The following is a 16222-nucleotide window of genomic DNA, read 5'->3' as shown; positions in this document are numbered from 1 at the left end:
GCTCAAAGATACCCGAAAGCCTGCATCAGGGGTTTCCCACGGCCCTCGGTAAGTTCCGTCAATTCCTGCTGACCAAGATCGGTCTTCCACCGTCCGCGTCCATCATAGATCGGCTGATTGACCTGCTGGTTGCGGAGCGCAGTATGCTGCTTCTCAACTTCGACTTCGGCCGGCTTGAACCATTGCTGCGGCTTCCTGTGATAGTCGAGCAGGTCCGGGCTGAAGGGCAGGTTGAGAAAGCCGCAGATGCGCTCAACGATCTTGGCCGGATCCTCGACCAGATCCTCGTAGCGATAGATCAGTACATCAGGCTGTCCTTGTTCGGCGAGAACGAGCGCATTGTCGCCGATCCAGCGGTCGAGCGCCTCTGTTGGATCGCCAAGACGCTTGGCCAATGACGCCACGACGTCGCGCCCGTCCCGCACCGGCATCACGAAACGCGCCCCGGGCACGAGGCGGCGAATACGGCCGACGCGACGGATATGCCGCGGCGTTTTTTCAAGCAGCAAGGTCTTTCCGGCACCGCGCGCCGCGCGCTTCAGCTTCCAATAGCGAAACATCGCCAGCGGCGTCCATTTGAAGAAGACATTGGTTTCCTGGAACGGCAGGTAGACGTCGGGATGGGCTGCGAGGATCGTCGCGATCAAGGTCGTGCCGCTATGACCGCAGCCGCATATGAATCCGGTCCGCATCACCATGTCGGCAGTGCTCCTATGGCCCGACCCCGCTCCGTCACGGCGAAAAAGAAATGCTGGCAGCCTTGAGGGTGGCTATGCGGAGGCATTCGAAAACTTGGCGCCTTTCAGGAAACCGGACAATACCGCCTCCTGATAGCTTTCCTCGGATTGCGAAGCCACGGCCGTTCGCTTCCAGCTTTGCGGAAGACCAAATCCCTGCTTCTTACGTTTGAGCGTGCTTGCCGGCAAAACATTGCGATATGCGTATTTGAGCCCACCCTTAAGCTGGCCATCCTTGTAAAGAAACGACTCCGGCAGGCTGAACGCATATTCGATCATTGTTCGCGACAGGAACGGGATACGCGCTTCGAGCGAAACCGACATGCTCAACCGATCGACCTTGGTCAGGATATTGTTGGGCAGACTGGTATGAAAATCGAGATATTGCAGGCTGCGCAACGGTCCGAGTTCCGGCTTCCACCACGCCCTGAGATGGGCGAGTTCGTCATAGTCGGCAGCGATGGCAAGGCGTTCGCGATAGACGTCGCGCTGCCACCTCGTTCTGCCGGAGCCAATGGTGATGGAGAGCTCGACCGGGTCACGCGTGGTGATCAGGCGCAAATTGCGGTCCTTCAGGCGCCACCCGCTCTGTGAACCGAACGGGAGGAAACGTTGCTTCCTGCGAATGCCGCTAAACCGCTTGTATGAGCGATAGCCGCCGAAAAGCTCGTCCCCGCCATCGCCCGTCAGCACGACGGTCCTGTCGCGGCTGGCAAATTCGCAGACACGAAACGCCGGGACGGCGGCCTTGTCGGAAAGTGGCTCGTCATACCATTCCCGCGTGCGGTCGAAGACGTCATCGAGCTCTGTCGGCTGCAGGATCCGGATCGCGTGTTCGGCGCCGAACAGCGCCGCGACCTTGGCCGCCTGCGCGCTCTCGTCAAATCTTGGATCTTCGAAGCCGATCGAAAACGCCTTTGCCGTGGGGTTCACCGCAACGGCATGCGACAGGACAACCGCCGAGTCTATGCCGCCACTCAGAAAATAGCCGACCGGCACATCGCTCACCATGTGAGCGGCGACGCTCGCCTGCATGCGGCCCCGCAGCCCGTCGGCCAGGCGGTCGTCATTGTCCGAGCGGAGTTCGGTAGGCATGGTCCAGTAACGCCCGACATCGACGCGGCCGGTTTCCAGATCGAATGTCAGCCGACTTGCGGCCGGAAGTTTGAAGATATTGCGGTAAAGGCTTTTGGGCGCTGGAATATAGCGGCATGCGAGATAGTCCAGGACAGCCGTCTCGTCGATCGGTGGCAGATCGTCGCCGAGCCAGGCCTGCAGCGCTTTCAGTTCCGACGCCCAGGCAAATCGGCGTCCCGAATGGAAGTAGAAGAACGGCTTCATGCCCGGCCGGTCGCGGATCGCATGCAGCTTGCGGCGTTCCCCATCATGGATCACGGCCGCATACATGCCGTCCAGCTTCTCGCAGAGCTCTTCCAGCCCCCACACCCGATAGCCATGCAGCACAACTTCGGAATCGGACTGCGAGGTGAATACGCAGCCTTTGGCAATCAGATCGGCGCGGAGCTCGCGATAGTTGTAGATCTCACCATTGACCGTGATCGCGAACTTCCCGTCGGCGCTGACCATGGGCTGATTGCCTGCCGCCGAGAGGTCGATAATGCTGAGGCGCCGAAACCCGTGATAGAGATCGCTGGTGACACGTGCGCCGCCATAATTCGGGCCGCGGTGCACAAGCGTGTCGCGGGCCTGGTCGGCACGGTGGATATCGTCGGGCGAAAAGCCCTCGGCACGATAGACGCCGAACAATCCGCACATCATTGGCTCCGCAGGAAGATCTTCGGTTCGAAAGCTTTTTGCCGGCTCCGCCAGCCGGGCCAGACCAGTATAGGAAACTGCCTGGATGCTCAACCGCCCTGCTGATTTGTACGGTCAGGCTCGAGCGGCCTCGAGCAGGCGCCTCATGTTCTTCTCCGCCTCGTCCATCACCTCGGCCCAGGGCCGTAGGCGGCCGTGATCTGGGGATCGGCCCGGGCCGAGCGCGCGGGCCGATAGAACTCGCATGATGGATCGCTGTGGCCAGCCAGACCTGCTTCTCGGCCTTCTCGAACCGGAGAGCAGAACCTAGATGGCAAAAAAGGCATCGGCATATGAGGCAAAATCGTAGCTATCGGCGTCGTGCCGCTATGTCCGCATCCGCAGACAAACCGATGCATCGGATCAATTCACACCTGCCCCTGTCGCCGAGATAAGATATGCCATGCCGCAGGAAGGCCTCATCGAGCCGCTTCCAGTAATCGAGCCGCGCAAGTACATTGTCGCAGAAGGCTACATCATCTACGCTGAGGTAGTCCAAATAACCACCGACCTTACCTTTTCGAACCTTGAAACTTTCCGGGTCGTCAGGATTGCGTGGTCGCAATTTTCCGCCATAGCGCGCACCCAGTTCTCCTGAGATTTCAGATTGCTGCATTCGTTTGAACGACCTACTGACGACCACATCAGCAAGGTTGGACTCGTCGAAGGACTTTCCCACAAAGTTTCCGACACTGCGCAAAGCGTCGTTTGTATCCCGCTGCATATCTTCATAGCGCAGAAGCGCAATTTTTCGCATGTAACTTGCGGCTGCGAACCACTGCAGATTGAAAAGGGCAATCTTCTCGACGCCGTGTTTGGGGCTCCTTACACATTCGCCTATCGGACCTGCTCCCAGCTGATGGCGTTTGCAAACCTGAAAATATCCAGACACCACAGTGTCGCGGGGGTCTCGCGTCAGAAATAGGATCCGCTGCCGTTTGTAGCGTGATTTGTCGGTGCTGATCTGTGCAATGTCACGCAGCTCCTTGTGGTCGGAACCATCATGCGTGTAAGCCGCATTGACGCCCAGATCGTCAAGCATTACGCGCAGCCACGTCCGCCCGGACTTGGGAAACGAGACGACAAGGAGTGGCGGCCTTTTTGCAAAGAAGTTGGACAACAATCTCAACTTAGGCCTCCGATTGCGAGCACTTTGATTGCGCAAATCAGCGGTTGTAAATATCGATCAAAGCATTGGCGATCCGTTGCGAAGCTGGCATCTTTGGATCAATCGACAGATTGGCATTGAGGAAGTCCCGGCTTTGCTCAAAATAGGTCGGTCTTGACCTGACCGCAGCAAGGATATCGTCGACGAGTTGATGCTCCGACCATGTTGGTTTGAAAGCGCCCATAGGACTGTCGAACTCGACCATCGGCGAAACCAGCGGAAAGAGCACCACCGGAATGCCGCAGGCGATCGCTTCGTAAACCGTGGTGCTTGGGCGAGTTACTAGCGCCAGGGCGTCCGGGAGCAGTTGTGCGAAGTCTACGGGCGATTTGTTCGGCATGTCGACTTTTGCGAACATCGTGGGATGGACACTAACGACATGGGCAAGGCCGAGTTTCGCACATGCGGCTGCCACCGCTTCGATCGATTGGCGGTCTGCGAGGTCTTCGATATCCCCCTTGAAGTTCACCAGCACGAAAAGCCCTTCATCGTGCCTGGCGCCCGCGTTTTCGACGGCACGCTCAATTACCGGGGAGCCGACAATGTAGGTCGGTTGTCGTCGTTGCTGCAGCGCTGCCGGTCCCATCGACAGGATGTAGTCAGCTCTCACAAATCGATGCGGCTGCAGCAGTCTCGCACCTCCGATGAGGCCGACCACACGGACCATTCCGAAGTTGATAGAATCTATGAACCGCCTAAAAAATTGCGGTGCATAGTCATTTCCAGTCACCAGCATGTCGCAGGGTCTGATCGTCCGCTTGAGCTCAGCAAAGCTGATATGCGACATTCCCCGGGCGTTTAGTTCAGGGCGTGCGACGCCGCCGCGTTTCAATCCGTCAATATGCGCGAATACGCATTGAATGCCGCCGTCGACCAGAAGTTGAGCCGCATCAGCCAGCAGACGAACATTGTTGCGATTGTGTGGGACGAAGTAGACCGTCCTCGTCTCTGCCCTGCCGCGAGCGTAGATACGCCCCCGCCTGAACAGGTTTCCTGGATGCACAAGCCTGTACACCGCGAAGAGCCGCTGCACAAAGTCTTCGCTGACAAGAGAAGCCGACTTGTTCCCCGACCTACCCAAAGATATGCATCGCCCTCCAAGTCTTGAACCAGCCGCCAGCCGGCAGTTTACAGCGTTCTCGCCGTAAAAAAAGGCCCTTGACCACTTGGCTGCTGTGGCCTTCCTAGTGCGTTCGCGATGCCAGGCGTGGCGGAGTCAACTAGAGGCGATGAGTGAGCACATGTGGTGTCGCGCCTCGTCCATCACCTCGGCCCAGGGCCGTTCGCGCTTTGAGACCAGCACGGCCGAAGGATAGTAGGGCGTGCGGTCGCCCTCCACTGGCCACGAACGTTTGAAGCCGTCACCAAGGATGAAGACCGACGGGACGCCGAGGGCGCCCGCCAGGTGGGCCCCGGTGTTGCTGATGGTTACGACGGCGTCCATCGCTGCAACCTGCGCGGCGAACATGTCCATGTCGACAAGCTGATCCACGGTAGGGTCGTGCAACACACGTGTCGGGTCGCCATCGGTCAAGATTTTCAGGTCTGACTCGGTCCGGCCATATTGCAGCGAAACGAACCGAAGGTCCTGTCGGCCAAGCAGGGGACGCCACGCCGCCAGCGGCGGCAGGTCCTTGCCGGGATTGGAGCTGCCCCATGCGACGCCGACCAGCGGCCGGCCGTCCTCGCTGTAGCGGGCGCGAAGTTCAGCGACCCGCGCCGGATCCGGTTTAAGCGGGACGAAATGCTCCCGGATCGTCGCCTCATTGGTTTCGAACACAGCAGTCAGATGCTGGACGCCGGCAAAGGCCTGCGCCTCGGCGTAGGCGGCCTTGTTCCCAGGACCGACAGCCCGCACATCGGCAATGGGAAATGTCCGCTGAAACAACGGCACCAACCGATGCTCGACGAGCACGATCAATCGTGCGGCGCGGGCGAGCGCGCGGCCGACGGAACTCGCATGATGGATCGCGGTGGCCAGCCCCTGCTTCTCGGTCTCCATCAGGTCGACGAGCAGTACCTGGTCCGAGACATCCTGGCCGAGCCACTCACGCTCGACACGGCCTTCAACGATATGGCGCCGGGCGATCTTGAGTTCGGCCGCCGGGCCGTAAGCGCCCATCCGCATCAGCGCCTTGCCGAGCTCGTCGAGCAGATGTACCTCGCCCCTCGACTTCGCGATCGATGCTAGCGCCAGGGCTTTCGGCAGCGCGGCCGACCAATCGCGCGCCTCGATGCTTCGCCGATAATCCGCCATCTGATCGGCAATATCGCCGTCACGCCAGCGAAGGAAAAGCTGCCGCCGATGACTGCGGAACCAAACCTTGTATTTGTAGCCGGCAAGCGCGATAGCGCGGCGCAACCGGAGAAGAAATCGGCTATCGGCCATCAGCAACTCCACTGATGATTTGCCTGATCCGTCCACCTGCTTCCTGCATTGCGGACGCCCATGCCTGGCCGCCTTTTCTGACCAGTCGAACGCTTGGATATGTGGCCACGGTCTCGCCGAAGGCGGGCCACGACAGCCGAAACCCGTCGTCGAGCATGACGACCGTTGGGACGCCAAGCGCCCCCGCCAGATTGGCGCCGGTATTGCTGATCGTCACCACGGCATCGAGCGCAGCGATTTGCGCGGCAAAGCGGTCCATATCCGACAACTGGTCGACGGAAGCGTCATGGATGATGCGTCCCGGCGCCCAGTGCTCGAACTCGGAGAGCGCCGGCCCGACATCGCCATATTGCAGGCTGACGAAACGTCCCGGCAGGCTGCCGAGCAACGCCCGCCAATCGTCCAGGGCCGGCAAGTCCTTGGCCTTGTTCAGGCTTCCCCAGGCAAAGCCGATCAGAGGACCGGGGCCGCGATCGAGGTAGGTGCTGCGCAACTCGGCGACCAATCGGCGGTCCGGCTCCAACGGGACGAAGGGCGCGCGTGCTGCCGGTTCATCCGGCCAGAAGTGCTTCGCCAGTGTCTCGAAGCAGGCGAAGACATCGGCGTCCACCGCCGCCACCTCCCCCTGTTCCTCCAGCCTGAGATCGAGCGCAGGATATGTTCGGCGATAGAGTGGCACCAGTCGCTGCTCGACCGAGACGATGCATCGCTCGGCAGCCGCGATCACCGGGCCAAGCAACGACGCGAACTGAAGGAAAATCGCAAGATCGCCTTCGCGGCGCTCGACGGCAAGCCTGCGACCCGCAAGATCACTGCCATCCCATTCGGGCCTGCCTGGCATTTGCTTGCTCGACGCAATCAACTGCCAGGCACGGTTCCCGCCGCCGAGACGTCTGAGGCCACGCCCGGCTTTCTTGACAAGCCCGCGATCGCCAAGCTGCTCACCCAGCAGGCCGAGTGCCAGCGCATGGTCCCGGGCCGCCTTCCAGTCGCTTCGCTCGACGCTCTCCGCCATCAGCCTCATATGCCGTTCGACGCTTTCGTCGGCATGACGCCAGGGCCGTTTAAGAAGTTTCTTTGCTCGATCAAAAAGTGTCTGTAGCCGCTTGCCCGCGCCTGCTTGCGGGCGCAGGTCCGCAGCTTTTGCTTTTTGAAGGACGGATCGTCTGTTCGGCACGGCGATCCTCAACAGGCAGCGTCGGAATGCGTCGTCAAGATCGACGAGAGTCTTTGACCAACCTCGTCGAGCACCACCGACCACGCGCGCCCTTCCTTACGAATGACGACGCCCTTCGGATACCAAGGCGTTCGATCGCCGATGACTGGCCACGCCGTCTGAAAATTGTCGTCGATCAGGAAAATAGTCGGAATACCAAGTGCTCCGGATAGATGAGCCGCCGTGTTGCTGATCGTCACGACGGCATCGAGCGCTGCGACCTGTGCAGCGAACCGGTCCATATCGACCATCTGGTCAACGCTGTCGTCATAGATAAGACGCGCGTCATTGCCATTGCGCAGGCGCCGCAGCGCCGGCTTGATCTGTCCGTACTGAAGCGAAACGAATGTCGCTTGTGTCTGGGCGATGAACCGTGCCCATTCGGGGAAGTCAGGCACGTCCTTGGTGTGGGATTTGCTACCCCAGGAGAGGCCGACCAGCGGCAGATCCGTGATCGAGCGATAATGCTTGCGGAATGTCTCGACGAGCCCAGGATCTGCTCGCAGCGGCACGAAGTCGGCGGCAAGTTTCTCGGCATCGCGTCCGAACACCCAGGCGAGATCTTCGAAGGTCGCACGTTTGTCGCCGATCACATCCTGCTGCGCCGGGACCACGGTCGCCTTCGGGAACGTTCGCTGCAGAATTGATATGAGCCGCGGCTCTGCCCGAATTGTTGCACTTTGCGCATAGGCAGCGGCGGCGCCGGCCAGTCGCGCGTGGCGGATAACCCGGCCAAGGCTGCGCGGGTCATCCTCCACAAGATCGATCAGCAGTGTATCCGAACCGAGGTTCTCCCCGGTCCACTCGTTGGCATTTTTCCCCTTCCGCAGCCGGCGAGCGGTAAGCCGAAGCTGGGCCGCCCGGGCGAAGTTGCCCAGCCGTTCGAAGGCCTGTCCTGCCTTCTGCATCAGCTCGGGGTTGCGGGACCGGTCAGCCATGATGGCCATTTCATTGATACTTGCTTCAAGGCCTGTCCAGTCCCTGCGCGCGATCAGCGCGTCGGCCTTGGCCTGCAGCTCAAGAACGGAATGAGGCTTGGAGCCGGCAAACAATGTCCGCGCGGCCTTTGTGTATCGGCGCAATCGCAGGCCTATCCCAGCAATCACATACCTGACATAGGAACCGTGATAAAAACTGGTCATCGCCGTCAGCGCAAAACGCTTTGCCGCAGCTGCTTGCTGCCCTCGACGATCGGGCCGGACGCCTCCAGGTGAAAGATCGAGCGATAAATTTCGCTGCGCCTGGCAAGCTCGTCATGAGTCCCGGCGTCCGCCAGAATACCAGCGTCAAACACCAGGATGCGATCGGCTGCCTTGATGGTTGAAAGCCTGTGCGCAATGCAGATCACCGTGCGCTCGAATGCATCGTCGAAAGCAGCCTCCATGACCGCCCGTTCGTTTTCGCCGTCAAGCGCGGACGTTGCTTCATCATAGACGATTACCGGAGCATTCTTGAGCAGCGCGCGCGCGATGGCGACGCGTTGTTTCTGCCCGCCCGACAGGTTGGTGCCACTCGGCCCGACAAGAGTGTCGAGCCCGTTTTCAAGGCTGGAGGAAAAGCTGGTGACCCGGGCGAGGTCCGCCGCGGACTCGATTTCCTGATCGGTGGCGCCCGGGCGTCCGTCGCGGATGTTGTCGCGGATCGAGCCTTCGAACAGGAAGACATCCTGTGACACCAGTGCGATATTGTCGCGAACGTCGGCGAGGCCGATCTTGGAAATGTCCTTTCCGTCGATGAGGATCCGGCCCTTGTCCGGCTCAATGAGGCGCAGGATCAGATTGACGATGGTGGTCTTGCCGGCGCCGGAGCGGCCGACGATCGCCAGCTTCTCACGGGGCCGTACCTCGAAGGAAACGCCGTGCAGCGCCGGGCTGTTGCCTTCGTAGGAGAAGGCCACATCTTCAAAACGGATACCGCCCTCGACATCGGTGAGGCGCTCGCCGGCGGTTGCGAGTTGTCGCTGCTCGGGCGTATCGATCAAATCATACATCTGCTCAACCGCCACCATCTGCTTCTGGATATCGACATTGACGCGGGCCAGCCGCTTGGCGGGCTCATAGGCAAGCAGAAAGGCGGTTATGAAGGCCATGAACTCGCCCGGGGTCTTGCCGTTGCCGAGGGTCTGCCAACTGGCATAAATGACGAACAGCCCGATGATCACGCCGCCGCCGGTCTCCATCAACGGACTCATCAACGCTGACGTCCGGTTTATCTGGATGCCGCGCCTTTCCATCTTGCCGACGGCCTTTGCGAAGCTGGCGACCGCCTTGTCTTCGAGCTGAAAGGACTTGATGGTCCGGATACCTTCGACGGCTTCCGTGCCGATCGACTGGACCAGTGCAGCCAACTCCGTCTCGCCCCTTGCCAGCGCCTTGAGCTTCCTGGTTATGGCGCCCACCGACAGGAACAGCAGCGGCAGAACCGCCACGGATATCAGCGACATCATCGGATCCTGCTTGACCATGACGCTTGCCAGGCCAATCAGCGTCAGCACATCGGAGACGGTGCTGCTCGTGAGCGTCAGAATAACGGATGACCCGGCGCGCGCGTTGAACATGATCTTGGAGACGAATTTCGCCGGATGCTGATTGGCGAAACGACCGATGTCGAAACGCACCATTCGAGAAAACTGGCGGTTTTGCAGGTCCGAGACGATAGCCCGGCGAATCTTTCCCGTCGTGATGGTCTGGCAATAGGCGGCTATGCCCTTAACCAGGAAAATGCCGATGATTACGGCGCTGATACCCCATGCGGCGGCAGCGTTGCGTTCCACATAGATGCTATTGACCATGGTGCTCATGATCCAAGCCGACGCGGCGGTCGTCGCCGCAACGGCGATCGAACACAGCAAACCGGCGAGATACAGCGTTTTGTGCGGCGGCAGGTTCTCGATGATCAGACGCTTAACCAGCGGGTATGCCAGCACCGCCGAAATTCGTCTCTTTGCGCTCATTCCATTTCCCGATGCGATGTGCGTTGGTACCGGAGGGCCTCTGCTCTCTGCCGACCCGCACGATTTCGGGACGCCGCTTGAGCATCCGCGATAGTTCATATCCTATTCCATGTCTGTGGCTTCGTTCGGAGCCGCAGTCAATGCCGAACCCGACTCATTGAATGGCGACCGTCAAGGCTGCCGCACGGGCTCAATCGGCTCGGTGATACGCCGCGTCCTTGACAAGCTTTGTTCCTTCGGCTCAATCGTTTGCCAATAGCTTGGGTGCATTCTCGTGGTGGGCGAAAATAGTGTCTGACATTCACAACGTGCCCTCCAAGAGGGCTGCGACCAATGGTTGGTTTTCCGACTTGGTGTGTGCATCGACGTTCTTTGGGGTGGTATTTCCCGTCGGATTTGCACGCCGGTTGGTCAGAGTGATCTGCCGACGGCTCCAAAGAACGCATTCCAATGATACATTTTGGATTGAACGAAGAACCAAGAACGATTTGAACTCGATGACCAATCAGTTTTGAAGACAATATTATGACCAATATATTGGGCATATCGGCTTTCTACCACGACAGCGCGGCCTCCCTCGTCGTCGACGGCGCCATCATTTCGGCGGCCCAGGAGGAGCGGTTCACCCGTCGAAAAGCCGACGAACGCTTCCCCTCAAACGCCATTCGCTCCGTTTTGCAGACCGGCGGTGTCTTGCTGAAGGATGTGGACTACGTCGTATTCTATGAAAAGCCGCTGCTAAAATTTTCGCGTCTGCTTGAAACCTATCTCGACGCCGCTCCTAGCGGATTCGATTCATTCCGAAAGGCGATGCCCGCTTGGCTGACGGGAAAATTATTTCAGAAGAGGATCATTTTCGACGAACTCCGCAGAATCGACCGCGGCTTCAAGGATCCATCCCGGATCCTTTTTTCCGAACACCACGTGAGCCACGCGGCCAGCGCGTTTTTCCCGTCGCCCTTTAATGAAGCTGTGGTTTTAACTCTCGACGGCGTTGGCGAGAAAGCAACCACGACAGTTGCGATCGGCAGGGGCGCAACTCTTGATGTCGTGCGGGAATTGCGGTTTCCGCATTCGCTCGGGCTTCTATACGCGGCGTTCTGTTATTATCTCGGCTTCAAGATAAACAGTGGCGAATACAAGGTGATGGGGCTGGCCCCCTATGGTGTGCCTCGGTTCAAATCGCTGATCCTGGAAAAGCTGGTCGACCTGAAGGAGGACGGAACCTTCCGTCTCGACCAAAGCTATTTCGCGTATGCCACTGGACTGAAAATGACGAACGCACGGTTCGCCAGCCTCTTCGGGCAGCCGGTAAGGCGCCCTGATACCGATCTGTTAACTGATTTTCATATGGACGTTGCCGCGTCCATCCAGGCCGTCGCCGATGAGATCGTTCTTCGGCTGACTCGCAGCTTGGCACGAGATTTTGCAATTCCCAATCTGTGCATGGCCGGCGGTGTGGCGCTTAACTGCGTGGCGAACGGCAAAGTGCTCAGAGATGGTGCCTTCAAGAGAATCTGGGTTCAGCCCGCAGCCGGCGATGCCGGAGGCTCGCTTGGGGCCGCACTCGCCGCCTGGCATCTTAAACTCGGCGGTGAGCGGGTTATAGCCAAGCAAGATTCCATGAAAGGGAGTTATCTCGGTCCGGAATTCGGTCAGAGCGAGATCGAAGCGCAACTCAGCCGAGCCAAAGCCGTTTTCGAAGTCATGCCAACCGACCAACTGATCGATGCCACGGCTGCGGCGCTGGCCGACGGCAAGGCGGTGGGGTGGTTCCAGGGCAGGATGGAATTCGGACCACGGGCGCTTGGCAACAGATCCATCCTTGCAGATCCGCGGTCGGACCATATGCAGAAGACGCTCAATCTCAAGGTCAAGTTTCGCGAGAGTTTTCGTCCGTTCGCCCCCTCAGTCCTGTCGGCACATGTGTCGGACTGGTTCGATCTGGAGGGTGAATCGCCTTATATGCTCCTCGTTGCTCCGGTTAAGCAGAGCCGTCACCGCGCGATGACTGCATCCGAGGCCGCTATGTTCGGAATAGACAAGCTGAACGTCCGTCGGTCCGAGATTCCTGCCGTCACGCATGTCGACTATTCGGCCAGGATTCAGACGGTGCACGTCGAGACCAACCCGCTATACCACGCGTTGATCACCCGGTTTGAAGCGCTTACCGGCTGTCCTGTCTTGGTGAACACCAGTTTCAATGTGCGCAGCGAGCCGATCGTATGTTCCCCGACGGATGCTTTTCGCTGCTTCATGGGAACGGATCTGGACGTGCTGGTGGCTGGTAACTGCGTTCTCCATAAGCCGAAGCAGGATTCCGCCCTCGCAATGGACTACCGCGGTGAGTTTGAGCCCGATTGAGCACGCGCACGAAAGGCGTTGCTACATGGTGTCGAGATGAACGTGGTTAAAAAGCAACTTTGGAGAGCGCGGCGCACTTTGCGCAAAGGCCTCATTATGCTTCTAGGCGATAGGGCGCTGCTCCAGATCGGTTTCCCAGGCTTGATTGCCAAATGGGCTGGTTGCCCGACACCTTTGGTTCGGCCAAACCCCTATACCCTATATGAGCTGAATCCTGTGTGGCACTCGGGCAACGGCAGATCGAGACACAATAGCCTGGGCTTCCGGGGCCCGGAAACCGCCATGCCGAAGCCGGAGCAATGTCTAAGAGTTGTCTGTATGGGAGAATCGTCTACTTATTGTACCGGAATAGAAGACGATAGCCGTACTTATCCGCACCGGCTGGGCGAATACCTGAGGGATCTGAAACCGGGAGTCGAAATTGACATCGTCAACGCAGGAGTTGGCGGATATACCTCGGTCGAGAACGTTTTGAGACTTCTTTTCCACGTAGCACCATTGTCACCTAATCTTATCGTATACTACTATACCCACAATGATGTTCATCCTCGGCGACTGGAAGGACTGTCTCGAGACTACAACCAGTATTCCTGCTCCTGGTTCGAGCCACCGTCAGGTGGCGGGCTTTCGGGTTGGTTCAAAAGACGGCAAAATCTGGCGACCGCGTATGTCGGGAACATTGTTCGACGTCGAGGCGATGGACGTCGAAATTCGAAGCACATTGCGCACAATCCACCAGACGCGTTTCGTGCGAACTTTAGTGCACTGGTCGTCCTCGCAAAGGCAGCCGGAGCCTCGGTTCTCTTCGTAAACCCCAATTATCGGCAGGAAGACCCAAACGATCCCGCTGCAAACGCGGTTTGGGAACACAGACGCATTGTGGAAGACATAGCCAAGCGAACCGGCGCCTCGGTCGTTGATCTCCATGGATCGTTGCCTTACCTTTGCCAACGCAGCGAGACTTTGGATAGAAATTATTACGACGAGGTGCATTTCACCGAGAAGGGAGCGGATTCCGCTGCCAGGATTGTTGCCAACGCGATTATGGAACAGGGTCTTCTGAACTTTTCCAAAGAGAAACCTCTAATATACTGACGTATACGAGAGAAAAACTATGAATGTTTTCCATGAATAGTATATTTTTTTGGACATCCGCTGCTTTGCTGGTTGTAGCCGCAATAGCATTGGTGCGGATGGTCATAAAAAAACGAGGAAAAGCTGACGAGGAAGCTGAGCCGGAGGACAATTACCCTCTCTGGTAGGCCCTAATCCCTCGGTCTGCCTTGGGTTACGCCAGACGTGCGCGAGAGAGATCCCCCGGTCCCAAGGGCGCGGCTCATGTTGCGTTGCCGATCCACCAAAGGCGATTTCTGCACAACTGTCGGGGTCAGCGGACAGCCCGACAGACGCCTCAATGAAGCGTGAAGCGGGACCAGACTGCGCCGCGACAACATGCGCCAAAAGAACCGCATCTGAGGTCTGACGTCGTTCGAATAGTCAATCTTGAATCCTTCTGATTGCAGCTAGCCGCGAAGCGGACTACATGTCCGGCATTGCGGTTGGGGCCAGCTGTGACCACTATGGAGCGACTGTGCCATTTCTGGAGCGAGTTAAACGAAGGTACCTTCGGATACGCAATCGACTCGGATACGCCAAACCCGTCCGTCTGACGGCGTCGGATAAATTGAACGCGAAGTATGGCGACTTTGTAAGCTCTGGCGCCATTACTATACGCAAAAACCCCGTATTAACTTCTGACGATATATTCTTCACGATGGGGAGTTGCTTTGCGCAGGAAATTCGACGCGCGTTGACAAACAGACGCATCGCATGCGTCCCGTCCTACGGAAATATCAGCTTCGACCCCGCGGAGGCCATTGTAGATGAGCTGCCTCGGCAGGAACATATGAACTTCTACAACACTTTCACTGTTCGCCTCCAGCTCGAGCAAATGCTTGGCGTGTGGGATCAGGCAGACGACGACTGGTGGCAGGTCAAGAAACGCGTCCCTTGGGGCTCGGCCAGCTTTCAGGACCCGTATCGGCGCGGTATTTTCGCCAAATCTCCGGAAGTTCTCAAAGAGGTGATCGGGAGCGTAAACCGGGAGATGCGAGCTGGCTTCGATGCCGCCACGGCATTCATATTCACCTTTGGAATGACCGAGGTCTTCATCAACAAGGCCAGTGGCAAAGCAGCAGCGCAGAAGCCGCTCTATCTCGGCGGCGGCGGAATGCAGGAAACAACGCTTCACGTCAGCAGCTTTCAGGAAAACTACGCCAACGTGATGGCTGCCGTGGACATGGTCCGTGAACGCAAACCCGATGCGCCGATAATTCTCACGGTCTCACCGGTTGCATTGGCGCGCACATTTCAGGACGCGGATGTCGTCACCGCGAGCACTGAAGGCAAATCCGTTCTTCGCGCCGTGCTTGGTCAAGTCTGCCGGGAACGGGACAATGTCCATTATCTTCCCTCGTTCGAGCTTGTCACCTATGGAGGCCTCGCTCGTAGCTACAGAGAGGACTTGCGGCACGTAAAGAACTCAGTCGTCGACGAGATCGTTGAGCAGTTCTTCAATGCCTATTTTGGTCCGTCGCAGGTGCCATCAAGCGAGAATTGATACCCATGCCCTGCCGATCTCTATCGCGGCATTCGGTGACGTCCTCGCTTCATCCGATGGAGAGCCGCCGCAACCATTCAGGACTAGCCTGCCTTTATGACAATCGCCTGCCCCGTTGGAAGTTCGATAATGCCTTCCGGGCGGTTTTCGAAGAATTGGTCAAAGGCCTTTCGGGCTCCAGGACAGAGCGCGGAGCCGTAGTCATCGCATATGATGATGCCATGTGCGCACACCCGATCGTAGAAGAAGGCAAGCGCGTCACGCGTCGGCTCGTATAGATCGACGTCAATATGGACCAGGGCGAAACGCCGGTCGGCTACGCTGGGAAAAGTTTCCGGTATCCATCCCACATGAAAAGTTGTGTTGCCGAAGTCCGAAATATTCTCTCTGGCTACCCTCTCGTCAGTGCTGAGATCGCCGGACTTCCACGGCGTTTGGCCGTTTCGCTTGCGATCCTCTGCGGTCGGTTCCGAGAGGCCGGCGAACGAGTCGAAAAGGTGATAGTGCCGTGGCCGAAGATCGCTCATCAGCATGAATATCGTCGACCGGCCTTGCCTTACGCCGCATTCGGCCACATCGCCGTCGATCCGCTCGATCGATCGTAGGCAGCTTTGCAGGACAAAAGCTCGCGGATCTGGAATCCCGCGGATGTTTTTGACCCGCTGCAGTGCCTTGCGGAAAAATGGCTGGTCCTTCCAGACCATATGGCTGGAATAGACATAGAAGCCGTATCTGTCCGCCTTCTTCTGAGCGATCTTATACCAAGCCACGCCTCGGCGTTTGTTTGAAAAAACAGCAAGTGCCGCGTCTCTCAATTTCACCTGTATCCTCCAGCATTCGGTATGTGTTCTGATGACGGCAGAGAGAAACTCTGCCGTCATCAGACGCGAAATGACGTCGAGTTCCGACTGAAGGACATGGCCTTATCCCGCAACGAAGCGCTTCCGGTGCACGTAATAA

12 protein-coding genes are annotated in these 16222 nt (G+C 58.3%); 3 read left to right on the top strand and 9 right to left on the bottom strand.

Annotated elements, in window-relative coordinates; translation table 11 throughout:
- Positions 1-2 precede the first annotated feature (2 nt).
- From NKH05_RS06430 to NKH05_RS06395, 8 genes are all read right to left on the bottom strand, one after another.
- On the bottom strand, positions 3-698 hold the full coding sequence (locus NKH05_RS06430) for a sulfotransferase family protein (RefSeq protein WP_353025153.1): 696 nt from the start codon (positions 696-698) through the stop codon (positions 3-5).
- Between the two features lie 72 nt (positions 699-770).
- Positions 771-2513: an asparagine synthase (glutamine-hydrolyzing) gene (asnB, locus tag NKH05_RS06425; protein WP_353025151.1), complete on the bottom strand. Its 1743-nt coding sequence runs from the start codon at positions 2511-2513 to the stop codon at positions 771-773.
- Positions 2514-2862: 349 nt separating this feature from the next.
- A complete protein-coding gene (locus tag NKH05_RS06420) occupies positions 2863-3672 on the bottom strand; it encodes a sulfotransferase domain-containing protein (RefSeq protein WP_353025191.1) in 810 nt (269 codons plus the stop codon).
- Between the two features lie 46 nt (positions 3673-3718).
- Entirely contained in the window at positions 3719-4735 is a 1017-nt protein-coding gene (locus NKH05_RS06415; RefSeq protein WP_156948027.1) for a glycosyltransferase family 28 protein, read from the bottom strand.
- Positions 4736-4936: 201 nt separating this feature from the next.
- Positions 4937-6109, bottom strand: coding sequence for a glycosyltransferase family 9 protein (locus NKH05_RS06410; protein WP_353025150.1), 1173 nt, complete (start codon positions 6107-6109; stop codon positions 4937-4939).
- On the bottom strand, positions 6099-7133 hold the full coding sequence (locus NKH05_RS06405) for a glycosyltransferase family 9 protein (protein WP_353025148.1): 1035 nt from the start codon (positions 7131-7133) through the stop codon (positions 6099-6101). Before NKH05_RS06405 ends, NKH05_RS06410 begins: the two co-directional genes overlap by 11 nt.
- A 161-nt stretch (positions 7134-7294) precedes the next feature.
- On the bottom strand, positions 7295-8407 hold the full coding sequence (locus tag NKH05_RS06400; RefSeq protein ID WP_353025146.1) for a glycosyltransferase family 9 protein: 1113 nt from the start codon (positions 8405-8407) through the stop codon (positions 7295-7297).
- 65 nt (positions 8408-8472) lie between these two features.
- Positions 8473-10278, bottom strand: a complete 1806-nt coding sequence (locus tag NKH05_RS06395; protein WP_051409617.1) for an ABC transporter ATP-binding protein — start codon at positions 10276-10278, stop codon at positions 8473-8475.
- Between the two features lie 525 nt (positions 10279-10803).
- Here NKH05_RS06395 and NKH05_RS06390 point away from each other — a divergent pair.
- The 3 genes from NKH05_RS06390 (at position 10804) to NKH05_RS06380 (ending at position 15262) form a co-directional block, all read left to right on the top strand.
- Positions 10804-12642, top strand: a complete 1839-nt coding sequence (locus NKH05_RS06390; RefSeq protein WP_352908374.1) for a carbamoyltransferase family protein — start codon at positions 10804-10806, stop codon at positions 12640-12642.
- A 282-nt stretch (positions 12643-12924) separates the two neighbouring features.
- A complete protein-coding gene (locus NKH05_RS06385) occupies positions 12925-13737 on the top strand; it encodes an SGNH/GDSL hydrolase family protein (protein WP_352587179.1) in 813 nt (270 codons plus the stop codon).
- 589 nt (positions 13738-14326) lie between these two features.
- Positions 14327-15262 (top strand): GSCFA domain-containing protein, encoded by a 936-nt coding sequence (locus NKH05_RS06380; RefSeq protein ID WP_353025144.1) that lies wholly within the window; start codon positions 14327-14329, stop codon positions 15260-15262.
- Between the two features lie 83 nt (positions 15263-15345).
- On the opposite strand, the gene NKH05_RS06375 is transcribed toward NKH05_RS06380, so the two are convergent.
- On the bottom strand, positions 15346-16083 hold the full coding sequence (locus NKH05_RS06375; RefSeq protein ID WP_352790180.1) for a TylF/MycF/NovP-related O-methyltransferase: 738 nt from the start codon (positions 16081-16083) through the stop codon (positions 15346-15348).
- Between the last annotated feature and the right edge of the window lie 139 nt (positions 16084-16222).

The sequence above is a fragment of the Mesorhizobium sp. M1399 genome, assembly GCF_040317735.1.
Lineage (GTDB): Bacteria > Pseudomonadota > Alphaproteobacteria > Rhizobiales > Rhizobiaceae > Mesorhizobium.
The sequence above is the reverse complement of the archived record's forward strand: the minus strand, read 5'-3'. Positions and strand labels throughout refer to the sequence as shown.

Bases quoted from the DNA above. Each gene is read 5' to 3' on its own strand.
- NKH05_RS06395 (WP_051409617.1), bottom strand. From the start codon at position 10,278: ATGAGCGCAAAGAGACGAATTTCGGCGGTGCTGGCATACCCGCTGGTT.
- asnB (WP_353025151.1), bottom strand. From the start codon at position 2,513: ATGTGCGGATTGTTCGGCGTCTATCGTGCCGAGGGCTTTTCGCCCGAC.
- NKH05_RS06430 (WP_353025153.1), bottom strand. From the start codon at position 698: ATGGTGATGCGGACCGGATTCATATGCGGCTGCGGTCATAGCGGCACG.
- NKH05_RS06385 (WP_352587179.1), top strand. From the start codon at position 12,925: ATGCCGAAGCCGGAGCAATGTCTAAGAGTTGTCTGTATGGGAGAATCG.
- NKH05_RS06390 (WP_352908374.1), top strand. From the start codon at position 10,804: ATGACCAATATATTGGGCATATCGGCTTTCTACCACGACAGCGCGGCC.
- NKH05_RS06410 (WP_353025150.1), bottom strand. From the start codon at position 6,109: ATGGCCGATAGCCGATTTCTTCTCCGGTTGCGCCGCGCTATCGCGCTT.
- NKH05_RS06405 (WP_353025148.1), bottom strand. From the start codon at position 7,133: ATGAGGCTGATGGCGGAGAGCGTCGAGCGAAGCGACTGGAAGGCGGCC.